Raw genomic sequence first — 21,248 nt, forward strand, 5'->3', positions numbered from 1 at the left:
GGGGGGATAAGCATGCACCCAGTCATTGAAAAAGTAACCCAACGCATCGAAGCACGCAGCGCCGAATTACGCGCCGCGTATCTTGAACAGATGGAAGCCGCCCGCCGCAAAGGCCCGCATCGCAGCGCACTGTCGTGCGGTAACTTAGCCCATGGCTTCGCCGCCTGTGGTAAGCAAGATAAAGCCTCGTTGCGCAATTTACTTGAAGCCAATATCGGCATCGTAAATTCCTACAACGATATGCTCTCAGCGCATCAGCCGTATCACGACTACCCAGATCAAATTAAAGCTGCGGTGAAAGAAGTGGGCAGCGTAGCGCAAGTCGCGGGGGGCGTGCCAGCCATGTGTGACGGCGTCACTCAAGGCCAGCCCGGAATGGATTTAAGCTTAATGAGCCGTGATGTGATTGCGATGGCGACGGCGGTGTCGCTCTCGCACAACATGTTCGACGGTGCTTTGTTCTTGGGTATTTGCGATAAAATCGTGCCGGGCATGCTGATTGCGGCGCTACGCTTTGGTCATTTGCCGGTGGTGTTTGTCCCCGCAGGGCCGATGCCATCAGGGATTTCAAATAAAGAAAAAGCCCGCGTGCGTGAGCTGTTTGCGCAAGGCAAAGTCGGCCGCGAAGAGCTACTTGAAGCCGAAGCCGCGTCGTATCACAGCGCCGGGACTTGTACCTTTTATGGCACTGCCAACTCAAACCAACTTGTGGTTGAAATGATGGGCTTACACTTAGCCGGTGCTTCGTTTGTGAACCCAGATTCAGAGTTACGTCGTGCGCTTACTAAAGCAGCTGCGCAGCGGGTGACACAGATCACCGATCTCGGCACCGAATACACCCCGATGCACAAGATCGTTAACGCCAAGAGCATCGTCAACGGCCTGGTCGGCCTGTTGGCAACGGGTGGGTCGACCAATCACACCATGCATTTAGTCGCAGTCGCACGCTCAGCTGGGTATATCATCAATTGGGATGACTTTGCTGAGCTTTCGTCTGTGACGCCTTTGTTAACCCGTATTTACCCGAACGGCGAAGCCGACATTAACCATTTCCAACGCGCAGGGGGCATGGCCTTTTTGATCCGCACCCTGATCGAAGCAGGTTTGGTTCACAAGGACGTGGACACGGTTATGGGCTTTGGCCTCGAGCGTTATACCAAACAGCCGGTATTAGAAGATGGCAAATTAACTTGGCGCGAAGGCACCAGCGAGAGTTTAAATCCAGATGTGTTGCGCAGTGCAAACGAACCTTTTGCAGCACAAGGTGGCTTACAAGTCATCAACGGCAACGTCGGCCGAGCGGTCATCAAAACCTCATCGATTCCAGCGGGTATTGATGTGATTGATGCGCCAGCGCGGGTATTCCATAGCCAAGAAGCCATGCAAGAGGCCTTTAAAGCTGGCGAATTAAACCGTGATTGCGTGGTGGTGGTTGCGGGCCAAGGCCCCAAAGCCATTGGCATGCCAGAGCTGCATAAACTGACGCCAAGCTTAAGCGTGCTGCAAAAAGAAGGCTACAAAGTCGCCTTGGTCACCGATGGCCGCATGTCTGGCGCATCGGGCAGTGTGCCTGCGGCGATTCACGTGAGCCCAGAAGCCGTTGCTGGTGGCGTAATTGGCAAAATTCGCGATGGCGATCGGGTGGTACTTGACCTGAATACGAATGAATTGACACTCTATGTCAGTGATGAGGAACTCGCCGCGCGCGACATCAACGTGCTCAATGTCAGCCAACATCATGTGGCAATGGGGCGCGAATTGTTTGGTTTATTCCGCAACCAACTTACCAGCGCAGAAGAGGGTGCATGCGGCCTATTTGAGGACAACCAGTAATGGTACACGATAACGAAATCAACTTGCATGCTGATTTACACGACGACGAACATGCGGTCGTTGCTGATATCGGCGGGACCAATGCGCGTTTTTGCCGCATTAACCTGACCACCTTTGAGATCGACCGTATCGAAGTGTTTGCCTGTGCCGATTATCCAACCTTAACCGATGTCATGGTGGCCTATCGCGAGAGCCAGGATGTACCGCTTGAGCACGTGGCGATTGCGATTGCTTGCCCCGTTGAATCCGATTCGATTCAAATGACCAATCACCATTGGAAGTTCTCGATTCGGGGCGTGCGCAAAGCCCTTGGCTTGAAAAACTTTATCGTACTTAACGATTTTGCCGCCGCAGCCATGAGCGTGGTGACCTTAAAAGACGATGAGAAGATTCAAATCGGTGGCGGCGCGGCCCAACCGAAAGCCCCCGTCGCGGTCGTTGGTGCGGGTACCGGGCTTGGAGTAGGCCATTTGATCCGCATCAGTAAGGACGAAGTCATGCCTCTGCCAGGTGAAGGTGGGCATGCCGATTGGGCGCCAACCACCGAAAAAGAGTGGGCAATTCACCGGTTTTTCGCCTCACGCTATGGCCGTGTATCCGCCGAGCGATTGCTTTCAGGCCCGGGCCTTGAAGGGCTTTATTTAGCCATCGCCAACTATCATGGCCGTGAAGCTCGCCCATTAAATGCCGCAACCATTGGTAAGCTGGCTCTTAATGGTCATGACACCCTTGCACTTGAAACCGTAAACCAATTCTTCGCAAGTTTAGGCAGCTTCGCCGGTAATCTGGCGCTGACCTTAAACACCCGTGGGGGCGTGTATATCGCTGGAGGCATCGTACCTAAGCTACTGCCACTGATGGCGCACTCCGAGTTTCGCACCCGCTTTGAACACAAAGGCCGTTTTTGTGATATCGCTGAAGCGATTCCCTGTTATGTGATCAAAGCCGAGCACCCAGGTTTGCGTGGTGTCGGCCAGTATTTAAAACAAAAACTTGAGAAAAAACGGGGCAAAGCATGAGCGAGCATATCTACAGTGCGGCTGAAGTGTTAAGCCAAGCATCCGTGATCCCAGTGTTAGTGATTGAGAACCTCGACGATGCCGTGCCGCTAGCACAAGCCTTAGTGGCCGGTGGCGCCACCGTGCTTGAAGTGACCTTGCGCAGCGAGTGTGCTCTTGATGCGATTAAAACCATTCGCGCGAGTGTGCCCGAAGCCATTGTCGGGGCAGGGACAGTGACCAATACCACAGAGCTTAAAGCCGTGATTGAAGCCGGCTCGCAATTTGTGATTAGTCCAGGGTTGACCGAGAGCTTATTGGTAGCGGCCAAAAACTATGACGTGCCCTTGATTCCGGGGGTAGCAACCATTTCAGAATTAATGCTTGGTTGTGAACATGGTTTATCCGTGTTTAAGTTCTTCCCAGCCGAAGCCTCAGGTGGCGCCGCTGCACTGAAAGCCTTCCACGGACCGTTCCCGAATATTCGCTTTTGCCCAACAGGCGGCATCAGCATGCAGAATGTGAGTGATTATTTGGCACTACCAAACGTGCTATGTGTGGGCGGCTCTTGGCTTGCACTAAGGCAGCATATCGAAAATAAAAATTGGAAAGAAATCACTGCATTAGCCCACGAAACCGCTATACTCAAAACATCATAAAGCGCGTTTGAAGGATCCATCATGGGCCGTTTAGCTAATAAAATTGCTGTTGTCACAGGTGCCGCACAAGGTATCGGTAAAGCCATTGTCGATTTATACGTGGCCGAAGGCGCTCATGTCATTGCGGTAGATTTAAACGATGAGCTGCTGCAACAGCAGTTTGATGAACATGGCGATCGGGTGATTTGTTACTCGTTTGATGTCAGTGACCATGATGCTTGGGCGCAATTTAGCCAGAGCATCCAAGCTGAGTTTGAGCATATTGATATTTTGGTCAATAACGCTGGGATTACTGGTTTTTCCGATGCCTTTGGTGAAAATATCGACCCACATGACCCAGAGCATGTGAGCCCCGAGAACTGGCATAAAGTGATGGGGGTGAACATTGATGGAACGGCGTGGGGCTGCAAGCACATGCTACCGCTTTTAAAGAACTCGAAAGCAGCGAGTATCGTGAATATGTCCTCACGCTCCGGCATGGTCGGTATTCCAGGTGCGGCGGCGTATGCAGCCAGTAAAGCGGCGATTCGTAACCACAGCAAGACCGTTGCCTTATATTGCGCTCAGCACGGCTACCCGATTCGTTGCAATTCAATTCATCCCGGCGCGATTTTAACGCCAATGTGGGAGGCGATGCTGGGGCCTAAAGAGCAACACGACCAAGCTATCTCCGCCGTCAGTGCAGGGATTCCCCTTGGCCATATGGGCGAGCCCAATGATGTCGCCTATGCCGCGGTTTACTTCGGCTCGGATGAATCCAAATACATTACCGGAGCCGAGCTGACCATTGATGGGGGCATTTTAGCCGGCAGTGCCGCGTCGCCTAAACATGACGACTAGGAGCAACAGATGACGGACCATGAGTTTTTACAAGCAGCGATTGCCGAAGCCAAGCAGGGCAGAGCCGAAGGAGGGATCCCGATTGGTTCGGTGATCGTCCACGACGGTAAAATTATCGGGCGCGGCCACAACCGCCGGGTGCAAAGTGGCAGCCCCATCTTGCATGGCGAAATGGACGCGTTTGAAAACGCCGGACGCCAGCCCGCCAGCGTCTATCAACAGGCCACCCTGTATACCACCTTATCGCCATGCTGCATGTGCTCGGGAGCCATCGAACTGTATGGGATCCCGCGCGTCGTCGTCGGTGAAAACCAAACCTTTATGGGCGCTGAACAGCGCCTACGCGACGCCGGAATCGACGTCGTCGTCCTCAACGACCCCGACTGCATCGCCATGATGCGCCAATTTATTGATGAAAATCCTGAGCTTTGGAATGAGGATATTGGGGTTTGATTGGCAACCCCATTTCTTAACCTACCGTACTGATAAACCTAATAGTTATTGCTTGCATCTCGAATGGGGATGTTTTAGGTTTTGTTACATTATTTTAATGTTTGGTGTGTTACCGTGCTGGCTAGGCCTTGGGTCGGACTTTTCCGTTTCGGTAAGCTAGAAAAATGTGAGTTTTGGTTATGTGCTTGGAACAAATCATTGAAATTTCAAAAGCGCTGCTAACGCCGCTTTGACCTCTCCCCCAAGAATAGGACCATGACATCGATGAGATTTCCATTAAAATGGGGTATTTACACAATATCTGAATTATTTCGAAGACCTTTCAGAGTATCGAGATTGAAAAAAATATATGCAGTAGAAATTAAAAAAATTGGTGCGTCCGAGTAGATTCGAACTACCGACCCCCACCATGTCAAGGTGGTGCTCTAACCAGCTGAGCTACGGACGCACTTTTTAGGAATGCTGTCGCCATTGGCGAACGGCGCTTATATTAGTCATTTCGCCATCTGCCTGCAACCATTTTTCCGTAAAAATAGCGCGACTGCCCGTTTCTTGAGCAGTCGCACGCTTGTCTTAGAATCCTAACGGAATATTGAATACGAAGAAGCTGACCAACAAGGCGGTCCATACCACTAAGAACGCGAGTGAGTAGGGCACCATCATGGCGATCATCTCGCCAAAGGTCAGTTGCGCGTTATATTTGCGCATAAAGGCCAAAATAATCCCGGCGTAGCTCATCATTGGGGTGATGATGTTGGTGGCAGAGTCGGCCACGCGGAACGCTGCTGAGACGATATCTGGGGTCATCTCTTGGTTGACCATATACAGCATCGGGATAAAGATCGGGCCAAGTAGCATCCACTTCGAGGTTAAGCCGCCGACAAACAAGTTAATCAAGCCGGTCACCAAGATAAAGCCAATCAACAGCAAAATAGGGAACTCTTGTAAGCCCAAGCTAATTAGCAAGTTTGCGCCTAAATAGGTGATATACGCACCCAAGCCGCTGTAGCTTAAAATGCCCAAGAAGTTATAACAGAAGAAGGTCAGCACCAAGATATAGCCCATGGTGTCCATCTGCTTGACCATGGCTTTGACCACGTCTTGTAGCGATTTAAAAGTGCCTGCTGCCACGCCATAAAACACGCCCACTGCGGCAAAGACAAAGGTAATCAGTAGAATCACGTTATTTAAATAAGGCACGACTTCTTGGCCGTCGGCATTGGTAAAGGCGGCTAGCGGGCCTTGTGCTAAGCCCCAAATGGCCAACAGCGACAACACCAAGCCAATACCGGCCCAGCGTAAGCCTTTTTTCTCAGCAGGGGTGACATCAAAGTCTGAGATTTGTAGCTCTTCTGGCAGTGTGAAAGGTTTATTCTCAAGCCGTGGTGCGACGTATTTCAGGGTGACCCAGGCGCCCACGGTGGCCAAAATAAAGGTCGAGACCAAAATAAAGTAATAGTGCATGGTTGCAGGAGTCAGCGCGGCACCGGTACCATCGGTAAAGGGCACGCCTTGCGCTTCGGCAAACACCTGAGCGTTGACACCGATAATCACATCAATCGGCGTGGCAGGGATTAAGTTGGCGCTAAAGCCTGCTGAAACCCCGGCAAATGCCGCCGCCATCCCGATTAACGGGTTTTTCCCTAAGCCTGCGTAGAGTAAGCCGGCAAGCGGAATCAAAATAAGGTAACCGGCATCGGTGGCAATCGAGCTCATGATCCCGATAAACACTAATAACAGCGGTAGCCATTTAATCGGTAAGCCGCGTCCAACTTTTTTAATCACCGCGCTAAAGAGCCCTGAGTTTTCGGCAATGCCGACCCCGAGCATCACGATTAAAATCACCCCAAGCACGCCGCCGCCGAAGCCGAGCCAGTTTTTCAGCAGCGCGTTATCGAATAGCCACACCACGTTTTCGCGGTCCAACATGCTTTTGATTTCATAGGTCACGGCACCGGCTGCACCTTGGGTTTCAAATTGCAAGCCGCCGATGGCCCAAGTCAGTACTAGTGCACCGACCAAGAAATACATAAAGATAATGACAGGATCAGGGATTTTGCGTCCCACGCGCTCTACAAAGCCGATGAATCCACCGCTATTCGAGTTTGCTTCCATGGTTTAAAGTCCTACGTCTTGTTCTAATTTTGAGGGGGTATATTCGGTTGTTTTGCCCGCATAAGCAAGTCAATCGCGGCGGTGATGCCGTCGATGGTGAGCGGTTGCATGCGGCCTTGCATTAATTCTTGCATCATTTGAATCGAGGCATGCCAGCGCCAATGTTGCTGCGGTTGTGGGTTGAGCCACACGGCGTGCTGAAAGTGCTGCAATAAGCGCTGCATCCATACTGCGCCGGGTTCTTCGTTCCAGTGCTCGACGCTGCCGCCGGGGTAGGCGATCTCGTACGGGCCCATGGTGGCATCACCGACAAAAATCAGTTTGTAGTCGCTGCTGTATTTGTGAATCAAATCCAAAGTGGGGATTTTTTCGGTATAGCGGCGCTCGTTATGCTTCCATACTGATTCATAGACGCAGTTGTGAAAGTAATAGAACTCCAGATGCTTAAATTCGCTGCGGGCGGCGGCGAATAGCTGCTGGCAGGTAAAAATATGGTCATCCATCGAGCCGCCCACATCAAACAGCAGCAATACTTTGACGGCGTTATGGCGCTCGGCTTGCCATTTTAAGTCCAGTAACCCAGCTTTTTGCGAGGTGGCACGGATGGTTTCATCTAAATCGAGTTCTTCGGGCGCGCCACTGCGGGCAAACTTACGCAATTTGCGCAGGGCCAGTTGCATGGTGCGGTTATTGAGCTCTTGATCAGTGTCGAGATCTTTAAACTCGCGTTTATCCCATACTTTCACCGCGCGGCGAGCATTGCTGCCGTCTTGGCCTATGCGGATCCCCTCAGGGTTATAACCATACGCACCAAACGGCGAGGTGCCGCCGGTGCCAATCCATTTGTTACCGCCGGCATGGCGTTCTTGTTGCTCTTTTAAGCGCTCGCGGAAGGTCTTAAGGAGTTCATCCAAGCCACCGAGGCTTTTTAGTTTGGCTTTATCTTCATCGGATAATTCCCGCTGTAATGAGCGCTCGAGCCAATCGGTGGGGATTTCTTGGGCGATATCGACTTGTTCGACCCCTTCAAAATATTCGGCAAAAGCACGATCGAAGCGGTCGTAATGGCTTTCATTTTTCACCATCACCATGCGTGCTAGGGTATAGAACTGCTCGACATCGGCAAACACCAGCTGCTGACTGAGCGCTTGGTTCAGGTCCAGCAACTCGGTCAGTGAGCAGGGCACGCCATAGCGACGCAGGCACAAGAAAAACTCAACGAGCATTAGCGCTCTCGCCGACGCGCCATAAAGGCGAGCTTCTCGACTAGCTCGACGTCTTGCTCATTTTTCAGCAAGGCACCAAACAAGGGCATTAAGCCACCTTTGTCATGTTGCTCTGCCAGTTGTTTGGCCGGTACTTGCTCAGCCAGGAGTAGCTTCAGCCAATCAATCAGCTCTGATGTGGATGGCTTTTTCTTTAAATTTGGCGTGCTGCGCAAATCAAAGAAAACTTCCAACGCGGTGCTCAGCAGCTGCTTTTGAATATCCGGGTAATGCACATGCACGATGTCTTTTAGGGTGTCGGCATCGGGGAACTGGATGTAATGGAAGAAACAGCGGCGCAAAAATGCATCGGGCAGCTCTTTTTCGTTATTCGAGGTAATGATGACGATCGGGCGCTGCTCGGCTTTGATTTGCTCGCCGGTTTCGTAAACATGAAACTCCATTTGGTCCAGTTCGTGCAGCAAGTCATTGGGGAATTCGATGTCGGCTTTGTCGATTTCGTCAATCAACAGCACCGGGCGCTGCTCGGCGGTAAATGCCTGCCATAGCTTGCCCGGTTTAATGTAGTTACTGATGTCATGGACTTTATCGCTGCCCAATTGGCTATCCCGCAGGCGCGACACCGCATCGTATTCATACAAGCCTTGCTGGGCTTTGGTGGTGGATTTAATTTGCCAGCGCACCAGCGGGGCGTTTAAGCCTTTCGCAAGCTCTTCGGCGAGTCGTGTTTTACCGGTGCCGGGTTCACCTTTAAGCAGTAATGGCTTTTCAAGCGTAATAGCGGCGTTAACGGCGAGCGCGAGCTGCTCCGAGACGATGTAGCTGTCGGTACTGGCAAATTGCATTACATTAATCCTTGTGCTTGTGAGCGGGTGCTAAGAGGGTGCCCATTTTATCAAGATAACTCTGCCCAAGCAGCTTGACGCGTTCGCGGTCCATGGCTTCTGAACCTAAATGCACGGCTTCGAGCTGCTCTTCGATCATATCGATTTCATCATCAAGGCGCTGTAATGCGTTTTCAAGGGTGTAGGTTAACTCGTGAATATCGGCCATATCGCTTGCGCTTAACTCATCTTTTGCCAGTAACTGCTGCAATTTAGCGTTGTACTCGGTCAAGTTATGCACGGCTTGGCTTAGGTTTTTTGCAGGTTCGCCTTTAAAGTGGCGGTACTCTTTATCGCTGGCGATGCTGGTTGCGCTGGCAAGTGCTAAAGCTAGGGCTACTGCAGAAATAAACGATGCTTTCATGTGATTACTCCAAATGAGAATTATTCTCAACAATTCTAACCAAAGTCGACCTAAGCGTCTACAAGGCGGAGGCCTTAGGCGCCAGGGGTAAAGCGGCAGGCTTTAAAAAAGCTCTGCCATAATTCAGCTTGAGCGCGCATATTGGCGCGGATTTCTGTATTGAGCGTTTGCAGTTGCGACAAATGGTCGCTCAGCGCTCTGGCCTGATGATGCTGCTCAAGTTCATTCAAAATCGGTTCCAGTTGATACGCCTGCTGACTAAAGCCAGCCACTTGTTGCTGCAGGGCTTGGGCAAAATATTTAGCAAAAATGGTGCGCAGCACGGTGGCAGTTTGCGTGGTGGCTGGGCTGTCGCAGCGCGCCGCATCGGCGGTATGCTTGAGCAGGGCATTGCCACGACTTAAATTGGCATTGAGCAGTTGCATGCTGCGCCATAGCGCCGGGAGATAACGATCGTTCTCGAGTTGCTCAAGCGCAGCTTCGACACGCGCTTGCTCGGGTAGGGGCTGATTGCTCATGACTTGCAAGACAACTTGCAGGGCATCAAAGTTTGGCGCAAACGTGGCTGAATCGACTTTATCGAGCGATTCACGACTCGCGCTTAAGGCATTTCGAAGCGCTGGCTCTTGTGCAAATGCCAGCTGTTTGGCTTGCTGTTGCTGGGCCTGCTTAAGTGCCGCAAGCTCGGTAAGCTCGGCGGCGAGCTCTTGGTTCTCGGCTTGGATCTGCAGCGCGCATTGCTGTAGCTGGCTAACGAGCAGTTTATCGGTGTAATAGCGTCGCAGGCCTGACTTGAGTCGTCCCATCGAGCTATTCAGTTCCGCAATGGTTTGCCCGACGCTACAATCATCCAAGCGCAGGCTATCAAGCAAGGACAGCTTCACTGGCGCGAGCTCTAGTTGCAGCTCCCGCACCTCTGGGTACTGCAAGGCTTGTGCCGCAGGGAGTAGCGGCGCAGGCAATGGCTGCTCGACCACGCGGCTGACGCGCTCGAGATAATCATCGTGCACTTCAAGGGCGGCGGGCTGCTCGCTACAACCACTGGTAAACAGCACAGCACCGATGAGCAGCGCGGTAGCAGAGCATCGCTTCGCGCATCGCTTTAGATTATTTTTTACATTATAATCTTGCTTATCACTCATGTTTTACCCACAACGAAAAGCTGACCCAACCTATGTTTACTGGAATTGTTCAATGTAAGGCGCAGGTGGCCAAGTTAAGCCCGCGCGAGAATTTTGTCCACATCACCCTTAAGGTTCAACCTGAATATTTAGTTGGCGTTGAACTTGGCGCAAGCATAGCTATAAACGGCTGTTGTTTGACTGTGGTTCAGTTTGGTGCGAATACGGTTGAGTTTGATGTGATCGATGAAACCTTGCGTTTAACCAATCTAGGTAAGCTTAAAGAGGGCGATGCGGTGAACTTTGAGCGCTCACTGAAAGTCGGCGATGAAATTGGCGGTCACCATGTTTCAGGCCATATCCATTGCACCGGGACGCTGAGCAAAATTGAGCAAAGCGAAGATAACTGGGCGATGTGGATCGAGTTCCCGGCGGAATTTGCCAAATATGTGTTGAGCAAGGGCTTTATCAGTATCAATGGGGCGAGTTTAACCATTGGTCAGGTGGTCGAGAACTGCTTTAGCTTGCATCTTATTCCCGAGACGTTGCGCTTAACGAATTTGGGCGAATTGGAAGTGGGCGCGCCGATTAACCTTGAGTTCGATCAGCAAACCATGACCATCGTCAGCACCGTTGAGCGGGTTCTGGCGGCGCGTCTACCAAAATAGCTCTTACCAAAACAGTTCTTACCAAAACAAGAGCGAAATCCCCGCTAAACTGACCAAGCCACCGCTGATGCTGCGTAGCGACAGCGGTTGGCCACGCAACCATTGAATCGGAATTAGCCACAGCGGCGCAGTCGCCAGCAAGGTTTGCGCAACACCTGGGCTGATATAGGCAATGGCGGTTTGTTGCAGCCAGATCGCCAAAAAGGTTCCCATCACAATTGCGCATAAAAGCCATGGTAGTGAGGTATGCCGCAGCGCCGAGCGGGTTTGTTTGAGCATCTTCGGACGCAGCAGTATCAGCGCCAAGGTCAGTGCGACGGTTCCTGCGGCGATGCGCAAAAAAGCCGCTTCGAGTGGATTCGCCTCAAAATCATTTAATGCCTCGAAAGCAAGCACTAAGCCAATGGCTTGGCAGGCCGCAGCACCGATCCCGGCGAAAATGCCGGAGAGCTTAATCGGTTGTTGTTGCTCAGGTTTGCGCTCACTCAATACCAATAAGATACCGGCGATAATAATGCTGGCAGCGGCAACTTCGACCAAGCTCATGCGCTCGTTTAGAAAGCTCCAGGCGAGAATCGCGGCAAAGGGCGGGGCGAGATATTCCAGCAGCATGGCATGCCAGGGGCCAACCCGCCGCAGCGCACTAAAATACAAGGTATCGCCTATGGTGATGCCGATCACACCGCTTAAGAGCAGTAGATAAAGGGCAAGGGTGCCATCAAACGCAAAGGCCCGCTGGCTCAGCACTAAAGCCAGTAATAGTAAGGGGGTGGCAACCAGCCCTTTGACGAGGTTGAGTTGTGCAGAGCTTAAGAAACTGCCCGCCTGATTATAAAGTAGCGTTGCCAGTGTCCAAAACAGCGCGGCCGTCAGTGCGGCGATATGACCGAGATATGCTTCCATGGCGCTAGTTTAGCCTTGTCCAGCGATTGCGACAACGGCTTAAGTACGATAGCATAGCGCTTTATTTTGAATCACAAGTGACACTTGGTAGGTGCCACCACTGTAAAAGGAAAAACGTCATGCCTGTAGTAACGCTCCCCGACGGTAGTCAACGTCAATTCCCGCAAGCTGTTTCGGTTCTAGAAGTCGCCCAAGATATCGGTCCTGGTTTGGCAAAAGCCACGGTTGCCGGTCGCATCAACGGTGAACTTGTCGATGCCTGCGAGCTCATCGAAGATGATGCGCACCTGCAAATTATCACCCCGAAAGACGAAGACGGCCTGGAAATTATCCGCCACTCGTGTGCGCACTTGTTGGGGCATGCGATTAAGCAAATGTTCCCGAGCGTGAAAATGGCCATCGGTCCGGTGATCGATAATGGTTTTTACTACGACGTGGACCTTGATAAACCGCTTTCACAAGAAGATCTTGATGAGCTTGAAGCGCGGATGCTGGAGCTGGCCAAGACTGAATATGACGTGATTAAGAAAAAGGTTAGCTGGCAAGAAGCCCGCGAGACTTTTGTGCACCGTCACGAGCCGTATAAAGTTGAAATCCTAGACGAGAATATTTCGCAAGATGATCGTCCGGGTCTTTATCATCACGAAGAATATATCGACATGTGTCGTGGTCCGCACGTGCCGAACATGCGTTTCTGCCAACACTTCAAGATTATGAAAGTGGCAGGGGCGTACTGGCGTGGTGACTCTGATAACAAGATGCTGCAGCGTATTTACGGCACCGCGTGGGCCGATAAGAAAGCCTTAAAGGCGTATTTGCAGCGCCTAGAAGAAGCTGAAAAACGTGACCACCGTAAAATCGGTAAAACTCAAGATTTATTCCATTGGCAAGAAGAAGCCCCAGGTATGGTGTTCTGGCACCACAACGGCTGGACGGTCTTCCTTGAGCTGGAGCGTTTTGTTCGTGAAAAATTGCGCGAATATCGCTATCAAGAAGTCAAAGGCCCATTAATGATGGACCGCGTGCTGTGGGAGCGTTCAGGGCACTGGGATAAGTTCTCTGAATTGATGTTCACCACCGCCTCTGAGAGCCGTGAGTACGCGATTAAGCCGATGAACTGCCCAGGTCACGTACAGATCTTTAATCAAGGCTTAAAGTCATATCGTGACTTGCCGTTACGCATGGCCGAGTTTGGTTCATGCCACCGCAATGAGCCATCGGGTGCCTTGCACGGCCTAATGCGGGTTCGTGGCTTTACCCAAGACGACGCGCATATTTTCTGTACTGATGCACAAGTGCAAGAAGAAGTCAGCGGCTGTATTCGGATGGTGTACGAAACGTATAAGACCTTCGGCTTTGAAAACATCGTGGTGAAGCTCTCAACCCGTCCTGAAAAACGCCTTGGCGATGATGCCACTTGGGATCACGCTGAAGAAGCACTGGCGCAAGCTTTGCACGATAACGGCATCGAGTTTGAATACTTGCCAGGAGAGGGCGCATTCTACGGTCCGAAGATCGAATTTACCTTGCATGACTGTTTAGGTCGGGCATGGCAGTGCGGCACAGTGCAACTCGATTTCGCTTTGCCAGGACGCCTGGGTGCGACTTATGTCGGTGAAGACAATGAGCGGCATACCCCGGTGATGATCCACCGTGCGATTTTAGGATCGCTCGAGCGCTTTATGGGGATCTTAATCGAAGAATACGCCGGTTATTTCCCAACTTGGTTGGCACCAACTCAGGTTGTGGTGATGAATATTACCGATAATCAGGCTGATTATGCCAAAAATGTCGTAAAAGAATTGAATAAACTTGGCTTTAGAGCCATTGCTGACTTGAGAAATGAGAAGATAGGCTTTAAAATCCGCGAGCACACTTTAAAACGTGTGCCTTATTTGCTCGTAGTCGGTAACAAAGAAGTCGAAGATCGAGCCGTTGCGGTACGGACTCGTCGCGGTGAAGACCTTGGTGTACAAGGGCTGGACGCTTTCATTGAGCGTTTGCGAGACGAAGTCGATACGCGCAAGATTGTTTAATTTGTTGGAGGAATGACCTATTAAAGGCGGAAAAAGAACTCAGAAAGCTGCAGACAAGAATCGGATTAACGATGAAATTCGCGTCAATGAAGTGCGCTTAATTGGTGTCGAAGGTGATCAGATTGGTGTCGTAAGTATTCAAGAAGCTCTCTCAGCAGCCGATGAAGCGGGTGTTGATCTGGTGGAAATTAGTCCAAATGCTGAACCACCAGTCTGTCGTTTGATGGATTACGGTAAATTCCTCTACGAAAAGGCGAAAAGCCAAAAAGAGCAGAAAAAGAACCAGAAGCAGATCCAGGTTAAGGAAGTTAAATTCCGTCCTGGAACTGATGAAGGCGATTATCAGGTAAAACTGCGCAACCTGACTCGCTTTCTGGAGGGAGGTGACAAAACTAAAGTCACCGTTCGTTTCCGTGGCCGAGAAATGGCGCATCAGGAGTTGGGGATTGAATTGCTAGAGCGGGTTAAAACCGATCTGCAAGACATCTCAACTTGTGAGTCGTTCCCAAAACGGGCTGAGGGTCGCCAGATGATTATGGTTCTGGCCCCTGTTAAGAAGTAACTGTGGTTTACAAGTAGGTTTTCATTACGAAGGCTTCACCCTGTTACACTTTTATTAACAATGCGGAGTATATTTCATGCCAAAAATGAAATCTCTAAAGGGCGCGTCAAAGCGCTTCAAAAAAACCGCTTCAGGCGGCTTTAAGTGCAAGCAATCCCACTTGCGTCACATCCTGACTAAGAAGAGCTCTAAGCGGAAGCGTCACCTACGTGCGAAAAGCATGGTGCACGAGTCTGACGTTCAATTAGTCGCCCGTATGTTACCGTACGCTTAAGGAAGGAGACAGCAAATGGCACGAGTAAAACGTGGTGTGATCGCGCGTGCGCGTCACAAGAAAGTCCTGAAGCAGGCGAAAGGTTATTACGGTGCGCGTAGTCGCGTATTTCGCGTAGCGAAACAAGCCGTTATTAAAGCAGGTCAATATGCATATCGTGACCGTCGCGCGAAGAAGCGTCAATTCCGTCAATTGTGGATTGTTCGTATCAACGCTGCGGCACGTCAAAACGGTTTGTCATACAGCCGCTTTATCAATGGTTTGAAAAAAGCATCTGTAGAAATCGATCGTAAGATCCTTGCTGACATCGCAGTTCACGACCAAACTGGTTTTGCTGCGTTGGTAGAGAAAGCTAAAGGCGCTCTCTAAGCAGGTGATGCAGTATCGAAAAAGGGAGCGTAAAGCTCCCTTTTTTTGTGCAGTTTGGGTATGATAGTGCACTTTCATTTGCACGGCTCATTATTGAGGAAGGTCATGGATTTAAATGACATCGTAAGCGCCGCCGAAGCGGCCATTGCAGAGGCGACCACGCCGCAAGAACTCGACCAAGTTCGAGTTGAGTATATGGGGAAGAAAGGGCGTCTTACTGAACAGTTAAAAAACTTAGGTAAACTCGACCCAAGCGAACGTCCTGCTGCCGGCCAGGCGATCAATGAGGCCAAGCAAAAAGTTCAGCAGCTGATCAACGCTCGCAACGACGAGCTGAAGCAAGCGCAATTGGCGCAAAAGCTCGCTGCTGAAACCATCGATGTCAGTTTACCTGGTCGCAGCCCAGCAGTTGGCGGCTTGCACCCCGTCTCGCAAACCATTGCGCGGATCCAAGCATTTTTCGGCGACTTAGGCTTTAAAGTCGAAGAGGGCCCTGAAGTCGAAGACGACTTCCATAATTTCGATGCGCTGAATATTCCTGCGAATCATCCGGCACGGGCTGATCACGATACCTTTTATTTTACTCCGCAAACGATGTTGCGGACCCAGACTTCAGGGGTGCAAATTCGCACCATGGAGCAACAGCAGCCACCGCTGCGGATTATTTCTCCGGGTCGGGTTTATCGGAACGACTACGATCAAACTCACACCCCGATGTTCCATCAGGTGGAAGGCTTGATGGTCGATACCGATGTAAGCTTCACCCAGCTGAAGGGTATCTTGGAAGATTTCTTGGTGAATTTCTTCGAAGAGAAGCTCGAGGTGCGTTTCCGTCCGTCGTATTTCCCATTCACCGAGCCTTCGGCAGAAGTCGACGTGCGCCGCAAAGACGGTCAGTGGCTTGAAGTACTCGGCTGCGGCATGGTCCATCCAAACGTGCTTAAAGCGGTCGGTATCGATGCGGAAAAATATACGGGCTTTGCCTTCGGTATGGGGGTCGAGCGTTTGACCATGTTGCGCTACGGCGTAAATGATTTGCGTGCGTTCTTCGAGAACGATGTGCGCTTTTTGAAACAGTTCAACTAAGTATCGGGTAGAGCAATGAAATTTAGTGAAAAGTGGTTACGTTCGTGGGTGAATCCGAAGCTTACCAGTGTTGAGCTATCTGAACAGTTGAGCATGGCCGGCTTGGAAGTTGATGGCATCGAGCCAGTGGCTGAAGATTTTTCAGGGGTTGTAGTTGGTGAAGTAGTGAAATGTTGGCAGCATCCGAATGCCGACAAGTTGCAAGTGACCGAAGTCAATGTCGGTGCTGACGAGCCTGCGACCATTGTTTGTGGTGCACCAAACTGCCGCGCTGGGCTAAAAGTTGCTGTTGCAACAGTGGGCGCGGTGCTACCTGGCGATTTTAAGATTAAAAAAGCAAAACTGCGCGGCGAGCCGTCACACGGAATGTTGTGTTCAGCGGCAGAGCTTGGTCTGAGTGATGATCATGATGGCATCAGTGAACTCCCAAGTGATGCACCAATTGGTATGGATTATCGTGAGTATTTAGAGCTCAACGATCACATTCTTGATGTCGATTTGACTCCAAACCGTGCGGATTGTTTGAGTATTCGTGGTATTGCACGTGAAGTGGGCGTATTGAACCGACTACCGGTTGTCGAGCTTGAGATTCAGCCTGTGGCGGCGCAAACCGACGCGCAAAAGCAGATCAAACTGAGTGCTCCAGCGGCGTGTCCACGCTATTTAGGTCGCGTGATTCAAAACGTGAATGTCAGCGCAACGTCGCCTTTGTGGTTACAAGAGCGTCTGCGTCGTAGCGGCATTCGTAGCATCGACCCTGTAGTTGATATCACTAACTATGTGCTGCTTGAACTCGGCCACCCGATGCACGCTTTTGATTTAGATAAGTTAACTGGTGACATCGATGTGCGTATGGCCGCACAGGGTGAAAAACTGCGCTTGCTTGATGGCGAAGAAGTGACTCTTGACGATGATGTATTGGTGATTGCTGACAGCGAAAAGCCGTTGGCTATGGCCGGGATCTTCGGTGGGGAAGGCTCAGGTGTTACCCAGGAAACCAAACATGTTTTCCTTGAGTCGGCGTTCTTTGCCCCAGCTGCGATTGCTGGACGCGCACGTCGCTTCGGCTTGCACACTGACGCCTCGCACCGCTATGAGCGTGGCGTAGATTCAGAGCTTCAGCATCAAGCGATGGAGCGGGCGACCCAGTTGCTCCTCGAAATTTGTGGTGGTGAAGCTGGCCCGGTGGTGGAAGCTAAGAGTGCTGAGCACTTACCGCAAGCCGCGAAGGTAAGTTTGCGCCATCAGCGCTTGAACCAAGTGATCGGGATGGAGTTTGCCCGTGATGAGGTCACTGAGATTCTGACCCGTCTTGGTTTTGCAGTTGAAGTCACCGCAAGCGGTTGGGATGTGGTTGCCCCGTCGTTCCGCTTTGATATCGCAATTGAAGAAGATTTGATCGAAGAAGTTGCCCGAGTTTATGGCTATCACCGTATTCAAGCGGCAGCTCCAGCGGCGCAATTACGCATGATTTCGCGCCAAGAGAGCAAAACTGACACTGCGCGATTGAAGAGTTTATTGATCGATCGCGGCTATCAAGAAGCGATTACCTACAGCTTCGTTGATCCGAAACATCAAGCGGCAATGTTTGACGATATTGCAGCGTTAACCTTGCCACACCCGATTTCAGTCGAGATGTCGTCAATGCGGGTCAGTTTATGGCCAGGGCTTGCGAATGCGGTGGCGTATAACCAAAAGCGGCAACAACCGAGCTTGGCATTTTTCGAAACTGGCTTACGTTTCTTGCCACAAGACGATGCTGAGAATGGCGTGCTACAGCAAGCGGTTATCGGCGGTATTCGTGCCGGTAAGGTACGCAAAGAGCATTGGTCGGATGAAGACCGTGCGGTCGACTTTTATGATATTAAAGGGGATGTGGAAGCGCTACTTGCCGCCACTGGAAGCCTTTCTGAGTACCGTTTTGTTGCCGATGAACATAGTGCCTTGCATCCGGGTCAAAGTGCGGCAATCTTCCGCAGCGGTAAGCGGGTCGGCTATGTTGGCGCCTTGCATCCAAAACTCGATAAAGTGCTGGGCTTAAATGGCCGTACGTTCGTGTTTGAACTTGAGCTTGATGCGATTACAACGCGCCAGTTACCAAGTGCAACGGCGGTCTCGAAGTATCCATCGATTCGTCGTGACTTAGCGGTGGTGTTGGATCAGCAAATTGCGGCGGGTGAAGTACTTGCTGCGATTGAAAAAATTGGCGTAAATCATTTAGTTGACCTAAACTTGTTCGATGTATATCAAGGGACTGGGGTAGCCGAGGGGCAACGTAGTTTAGCGCTTTCGCTAACCCTGCAGCATCCAGAGCGCACCCTTGAAGAACAAGAAGTCAACGCGTCTGTTAAAACAGTCGTTGATACTTTAATCGCCGAGTTTGGCGCGACCCTCAGGGAGTAAGTGAAATGGCACTGACCAAAGCCGATATGGCCGAGCGTTTGTTTGAGAAGTTTGGAATGAATCGACGTGACGCGAAAGAGTTAGTCGAGAACTTTTTTGAAGAGATCCGCAGCGCCTTAGAACAAGGCGAGGAAGTAAAACTCTCCGGCTTTGGTAACTTTGAGCTTCGAACCAAGAATGAGCGCCCAGGGCGCAATCCGAAAACTGGAGAAGACATTCCTATTTCGGCGCGCCGGGTGGTGACGTTTCGCCCAGGGCAAAAGCTCAAACAGCGGGTTGCGAACGCCAAACCTGATGGCGAATAGCGATTAAAAAAGCCGCTCATTTGAGCGGCTTTTTTGTAACCTGCTAGGCAGTTTTATTAGCGGAAGAATAAGCTGCTAAACGGGTTCAGCAAGCGACTAATCCCCGAAGTAAACTGCATTGGCGCATCAAGTGTCGCCAAGGTTAAGCAATCTTCAGCTTGCGTTGCTGGGGTATGCTTATGATGCCCATCGAGCAAAATGAAATCACCATCGCGATACTCGTCGAACTCATCATGGAACACGCCATTGATGACGACCGTGGCTTCTTGGCCTTTGTGGGTATGCTCTGGTACTTGTGCACCTTCGCTCATATAGATCAAGTTCAGTGGTTGCTCTTCATCTACTTGCACGGGCGCACGCCACAAATGGCTCACCATATGCTGCCACTCACCGATGTGACGGCTGTTGCGTGCTAGGGTGGGTGGCAGGGTAAAGCGCTTGCCATCCAAGCTGATGAGGTTATTTACCTCATGTGCAACGGGCTGTTGAATGCCTTGCTGTGAATTAAAGATGCGCTCGAGCATTGCGTCCGCTTCAGCAATTGACAGTTGGCTGCTTACGCGTGAACTGTTTTGCATGACTTTCTGCGCTAATTGCTCTTCGATATCTTGTACTTGCTGTTGGCAATGTGGGCACATATCGACATGTGTGCCAACCACCATAAGCATCGCCGGGGTTAGTTCCCCAGCCACATATCCAACCAGTAGTTGTTCAGAAGGATGTGATTTAATCATCGCTGTGTATCAACTCTTTCAATTTCTGTAACGCCAGTCGCGTCCGCGACTTAACCGTACCTAAAGGAATAGCGAGCGCGTCAGCGACTTCCTGCTGCGACTTACCCTCTACGTAAATCAATTCAATCACAGTTTTTTGCGCTACTGGTAATTGCTCGCAGTAGTTCGCTAACTGTTGCATAAGCAGATCATCATCGAGTGCGTAATCGTCATCGAGACTGTCGTTCTGCTCTGCCAAAATTGGCCATAAATCGTCAGCACTTAAGTCATACTGGCGATGCTTATTCTTGCGTAAAAAATCAAACCGAATGTTCCGCGCAATAGTAAAAATCCACGTTGCTGCGGAGCCGCGGTCTGGCTTAAATAAGTGGGCTTTATGCCACACATTGGTCATCGTTTCTTGCACTAAGTCCATTGCCGTTTGCTCATTACCAAATTGGCGTGTGGCATAGGCTTGAAGCTTGGGTGCAAAGTGATGAAACAGCTCGCTGAAGGCACGGCGGTTACGATTGGTTGCAATTTCAACCAGTAGGGACGCCGCATGTTCAGCACTGTCTGGCTGTGCAGTGGACATAGTTTTCCGTCTTGTCGAAGTATCCATCGCTGTCTGCATAGCAAATCACCGTTTCTCATCTCTCGGTTATTAAACTTACGCATAGACAACACAATAAGATCAGTAGTGTAGCTTATTTCTAAGTATTTTCAGTATTTTCTTGAATTAGTTGGCGCAGGTAACTGAGCGTTTTCTCACAACAATCGCTATTCAGTAACTCCTGTTTGACCTGAGCCTGCACTGGCAACAGCTCAAGCCAGCGATAGCAAACCCAATCAGCGGCATCAAAATATTGCTGACACTTGCTGCCTTCAAGCTCGGGGTAGCTCTGATACACTTGCTGGAGTTGCTCAGCTAAAAACTTATCTTCTGCTGATAATGGAGTCTGTGGCCAATTTTCTACCGGATTCAGGCTGCCTACTCGGAGCCCGTCTGACTCGGTATGAACTTCGTTGATGACCGCACAGCGTTCCGCTTGCACTGTAATACCCAGCAAGCCGTCATCAAGGGTTTCGAAGTCGATAACGGTAGCAAGGGTTGCGATAGGGTGAATATGACGATTTAATTCACGGTTGCCGGCTTCGTTCAGCATCGCCATCGCAATGTAGCCTTGGTTTTTACCCGCACAGGCTTCTTTGACCATGCGCACGTAACGTGGTTCGAAGATACGCAGGCGTAAGCGTCCACCCGGAAGCACGTGGGCGTTCAAAGGAAATAAAGGCGCGTGTAGTTCGCTATGGACCATGTTCCGCTTTCTCCACAAGAGCAAACTTAATGAAATTCATGTCCATTACGCGCGGTGTGGCTATTCGGATCGTTATTTATTGCGGACAATATGGTAAAAATTAATCACAAAGTTTAT

Annotated in this window: 22 protein-coding genes and 1 tRNA gene; 13 read left to right on the plus strand and 10 right to left on the minus strand. The window is 50.8% G+C overall.

Annotated features, from left to right (window positions below):
* Positions 1-12 precede the first annotated feature (12 nt).
* From edd to CWI83_RS01575, 5 genes are read left to right on the plus strand one after another with little or no spacing between them, the layout of a single operon-like run.
* The gene (edd, locus tag CWI83_RS01555) at positions 13-1,833 is read left to right on the plus strand and encodes a phosphogluconate dehydratase (protein WP_126824776.1); all 1,821 of its coding nucleotides are present in this window, start codon (positions 13-15) and stop codon (positions 1,831-1,833) included.
* A complete protein-coding gene (locus CWI83_RS01560; RefSeq protein ID WP_126824779.1) occupies positions 1,833-2,852 on the plus strand; it encodes a glucokinase in 1,020 nt (339 codons plus the stop codon). The genes edd and CWI83_RS01560 overlap by 1 nt, the downstream gene beginning before the upstream one ends.
* Positions 2,849-3,490, plus strand: coding sequence for a bifunctional 4-hydroxy-2-oxoglutarate aldolase/2-dehydro-3-deoxy-phosphogluconate aldolase (locus tag CWI83_RS01565; protein ID WP_126824781.1), 642 nt, complete (start codon positions 2,849-2,851; stop codon positions 3,488-3,490). The genes CWI83_RS01560 and CWI83_RS01565 overlap by 4 nt, the downstream gene beginning before the upstream one ends.
* 21 nt (positions 3,491-3,511) lie before the next feature.
* Positions 3,512-4,330, plus strand: coding sequence for an SDR family NAD(P)-dependent oxidoreductase (locus CWI83_RS01570; protein WP_126824784.1), 819 nt, complete (start codon positions 3,512-3,514; stop codon positions 4,328-4,330).
* Between the two features lie 9 nt (positions 4,331-4,339).
* Complete coding sequence (locus CWI83_RS01575) at positions 4,340-4,783, plus strand: nucleoside deaminase (RefSeq protein WP_126824787.1); 444 nt, start codon at positions 4,340-4,342, stop codon at positions 4,781-4,783.
* A gap of 371 nt (positions 4,784-5,154) precedes the next feature.
* Here CWI83_RS01575 and CWI83_RS01580 read toward each other — a convergent pair.
* The 6 genes from CWI83_RS01580 to CWI83_RS01605 all read right to left on the minus strand — a co-directional run bounded on the left by CWI83_RS01580 (position 5,155) and on the right by CWI83_RS01605 (position 10,514).
* Positions 5,155-5,231: transfer RNA gene (locus CWI83_RS01580), tRNA-Val, on the minus strand.
* Between the two features lie 125 nt (positions 5,232-5,356).
* Positions 5,357-6,898 carry an AbgT family transporter gene (locus CWI83_RS01585; RefSeq protein WP_126824790.1) on the minus strand — a complete coding sequence of 514 codons (1,542 nt, stop codon included), beginning with the start codon at positions 6,896-6,898 and terminating at the stop codon, positions 5,357-5,359.
* Positions 6,899-6,921: 23 nt separating this feature from the next.
* Positions 6,922-8,124, minus strand: a complete 1,203-nt coding sequence (locus CWI83_RS01590) for a vWA domain-containing protein (RefSeq protein WP_126824792.1) — start codon at positions 8,122-8,124, stop codon at positions 6,922-6,924.
* Positions 8,124-8,969, minus strand: coding sequence for an AAA family ATPase (locus CWI83_RS01595; RefSeq protein WP_126824796.1), 846 nt, complete (start codon positions 8,967-8,969; stop codon positions 8,124-8,126). Before CWI83_RS01595 ends, CWI83_RS01590 begins: the two co-directional genes overlap by 1 nt.
* A gap of 4 nt (positions 8,970-8,973) precedes the next feature.
* A complete protein-coding gene (locus CWI83_RS01600; RefSeq protein WP_126824799.1) occupies positions 8,974-9,372 on the minus strand; it encodes a DUF6746 family protein in 399 nt (132 codons plus the stop codon).
* Positions 9,373-9,446: 74 nt separating this feature from the next.
* On the minus strand, positions 9,447-10,514 hold the full coding sequence (locus CWI83_RS01605; protein ID WP_126824802.1) for a DUF3080 family protein: 1,068 nt from the start codon (positions 10,512-10,514) through the stop codon (positions 9,447-9,449).
* Between the two features lie 32 nt (positions 10,515-10,546).
* Here CWI83_RS01605 and CWI83_RS01610 point away from each other — a divergent pair, with 32 nt between their 5' ends.
* A complete protein-coding gene (locus CWI83_RS01610; RefSeq protein ID WP_126824805.1) occupies positions 10,547-11,161 on the plus strand; it encodes a riboflavin synthase subunit alpha in 615 nt (204 codons plus the stop codon).
* A gap of 18 nt (positions 11,162-11,179) precedes the next feature.
* Here CWI83_RS01610 and CWI83_RS01615 read toward each other — a convergent pair whose 3' ends face one another.
* On the minus strand, positions 11,180-12,064 hold the full coding sequence (locus CWI83_RS01615) for a DMT family transporter (RefSeq protein ID WP_126824806.1): 885 nt from the start codon (positions 12,062-12,064) through the stop codon (positions 11,180-11,182).
* A gap of 119 nt (positions 12,065-12,183) precedes the next feature.
* Between CWI83_RS01615 and thrS the strand changes: the two genes are divergently transcribed.
* From thrS to CWI83_RS01650, 7 genes are all read left to right on the plus strand, one after another.
* The gene (gene thrS / locus CWI83_RS01620; protein ID WP_126824809.1) at positions 12,184-14,100 is read left to right on the plus strand and encodes a threonine--tRNA ligase; all 1,917 of its coding nucleotides are present in this window, start codon (positions 12,184-12,186) and stop codon (positions 14,098-14,100) included.
* Between the two features lie 19 nt (positions 14,101-14,119).
* Positions 14,120-14,662: a translation initiation factor IF-3 gene (gene infC, locus CWI83_RS01625; RefSeq protein WP_126824812.1), complete on the plus strand. Its 543-nt coding sequence runs from the start codon at positions 14,120-14,122 to the stop codon at positions 14,660-14,662.
* Between the two features lie 76 nt (positions 14,663-14,738).
* On the plus strand, positions 14,739-14,936 hold the full coding sequence (gene rpmI, locus CWI83_RS01630; RefSeq protein ID WP_126824815.1) for a 50S ribosomal protein L35: 198 nt from the start codon (positions 14,739-14,741) through the stop codon (positions 14,934-14,936).
* A 15-nt stretch (positions 14,937-14,951) separates the two neighbouring features.
* The gene (rplT, locus tag CWI83_RS01635) at positions 14,952-15,305 is read left to right on the plus strand and encodes a 50S ribosomal protein L20 (RefSeq protein WP_126824818.1); all 354 of its coding nucleotides are present in this window, start codon (positions 14,952-14,954) and stop codon (positions 15,303-15,305) included.
* Positions 15,306-15,410: 105 nt separating this feature from the next.
* Positions 15,411-16,391, plus strand: coding sequence for a phenylalanine--tRNA ligase subunit alpha (gene pheS / locus CWI83_RS01640; RefSeq protein ID WP_126824821.1), 981 nt, complete (start codon positions 15,411-15,413; stop codon positions 16,389-16,391).
* Positions 16,392-16,406: 15 nt separating this feature from the next.
* On the plus strand, positions 16,407-18,794 hold the full coding sequence (pheT, locus tag CWI83_RS01645; RefSeq protein ID WP_126824824.1) for a phenylalanine--tRNA ligase subunit beta: 2,388 nt from the start codon (positions 16,407-16,409) through the stop codon (positions 18,792-18,794).
* 5 nt (positions 18,795-18,799) lie between these two features.
* Positions 18,800-19,099 (plus strand): integration host factor subunit alpha, encoded by a 300-nt coding sequence (locus tag CWI83_RS01650; RefSeq protein WP_126824826.1) that lies wholly within the window; start codon positions 18,800-18,802, stop codon positions 19,097-19,099.
* 56 nt (positions 19,100-19,155) lie between these two features.
* Here CWI83_RS01650 and CWI83_RS01655 read toward each other — a convergent pair whose 3' ends face one another.
* From CWI83_RS01655 to CWI83_RS01665, 3 genes are all read right to left on the minus strand, one after another.
* Complete coding sequence (locus CWI83_RS01655) at positions 19,156-19,833, minus strand: ChrR family anti-sigma-E factor (protein ID WP_126824829.1); 678 nt, start codon at positions 19,831-19,833, stop codon at positions 19,156-19,158.
* Positions 19,826-20,407, minus strand: coding sequence for a sigma-70 family RNA polymerase sigma factor (locus CWI83_RS01660; RefSeq protein WP_241969847.1), 582 nt, complete (start codon positions 20,405-20,407; stop codon positions 19,826-19,828). Before CWI83_RS01660 ends, CWI83_RS01655 begins: the two co-directional genes overlap by 8 nt.
* Positions 20,408-20,525: 118 nt before the next feature.
* Complete coding sequence (locus tag CWI83_RS01665; protein ID WP_126824835.1) at positions 20,526-21,131, minus strand: LON peptidase substrate-binding domain-containing protein; 606 nt, start codon at positions 21,129-21,131, stop codon at positions 20,526-20,528.
* Between the last annotated feature and the right edge of the window lie 117 nt (positions 21,132-21,248).

Source organism: Pseudidiomarina taiwanensis (assembly GCF_003987435.1).
GTDB classification, from domain to species: Bacteria; Pseudomonadota; Gammaproteobacteria; order Enterobacterales; family Alteromonadaceae; genus Pseudidiomarina; species Pseudidiomarina taiwanensis.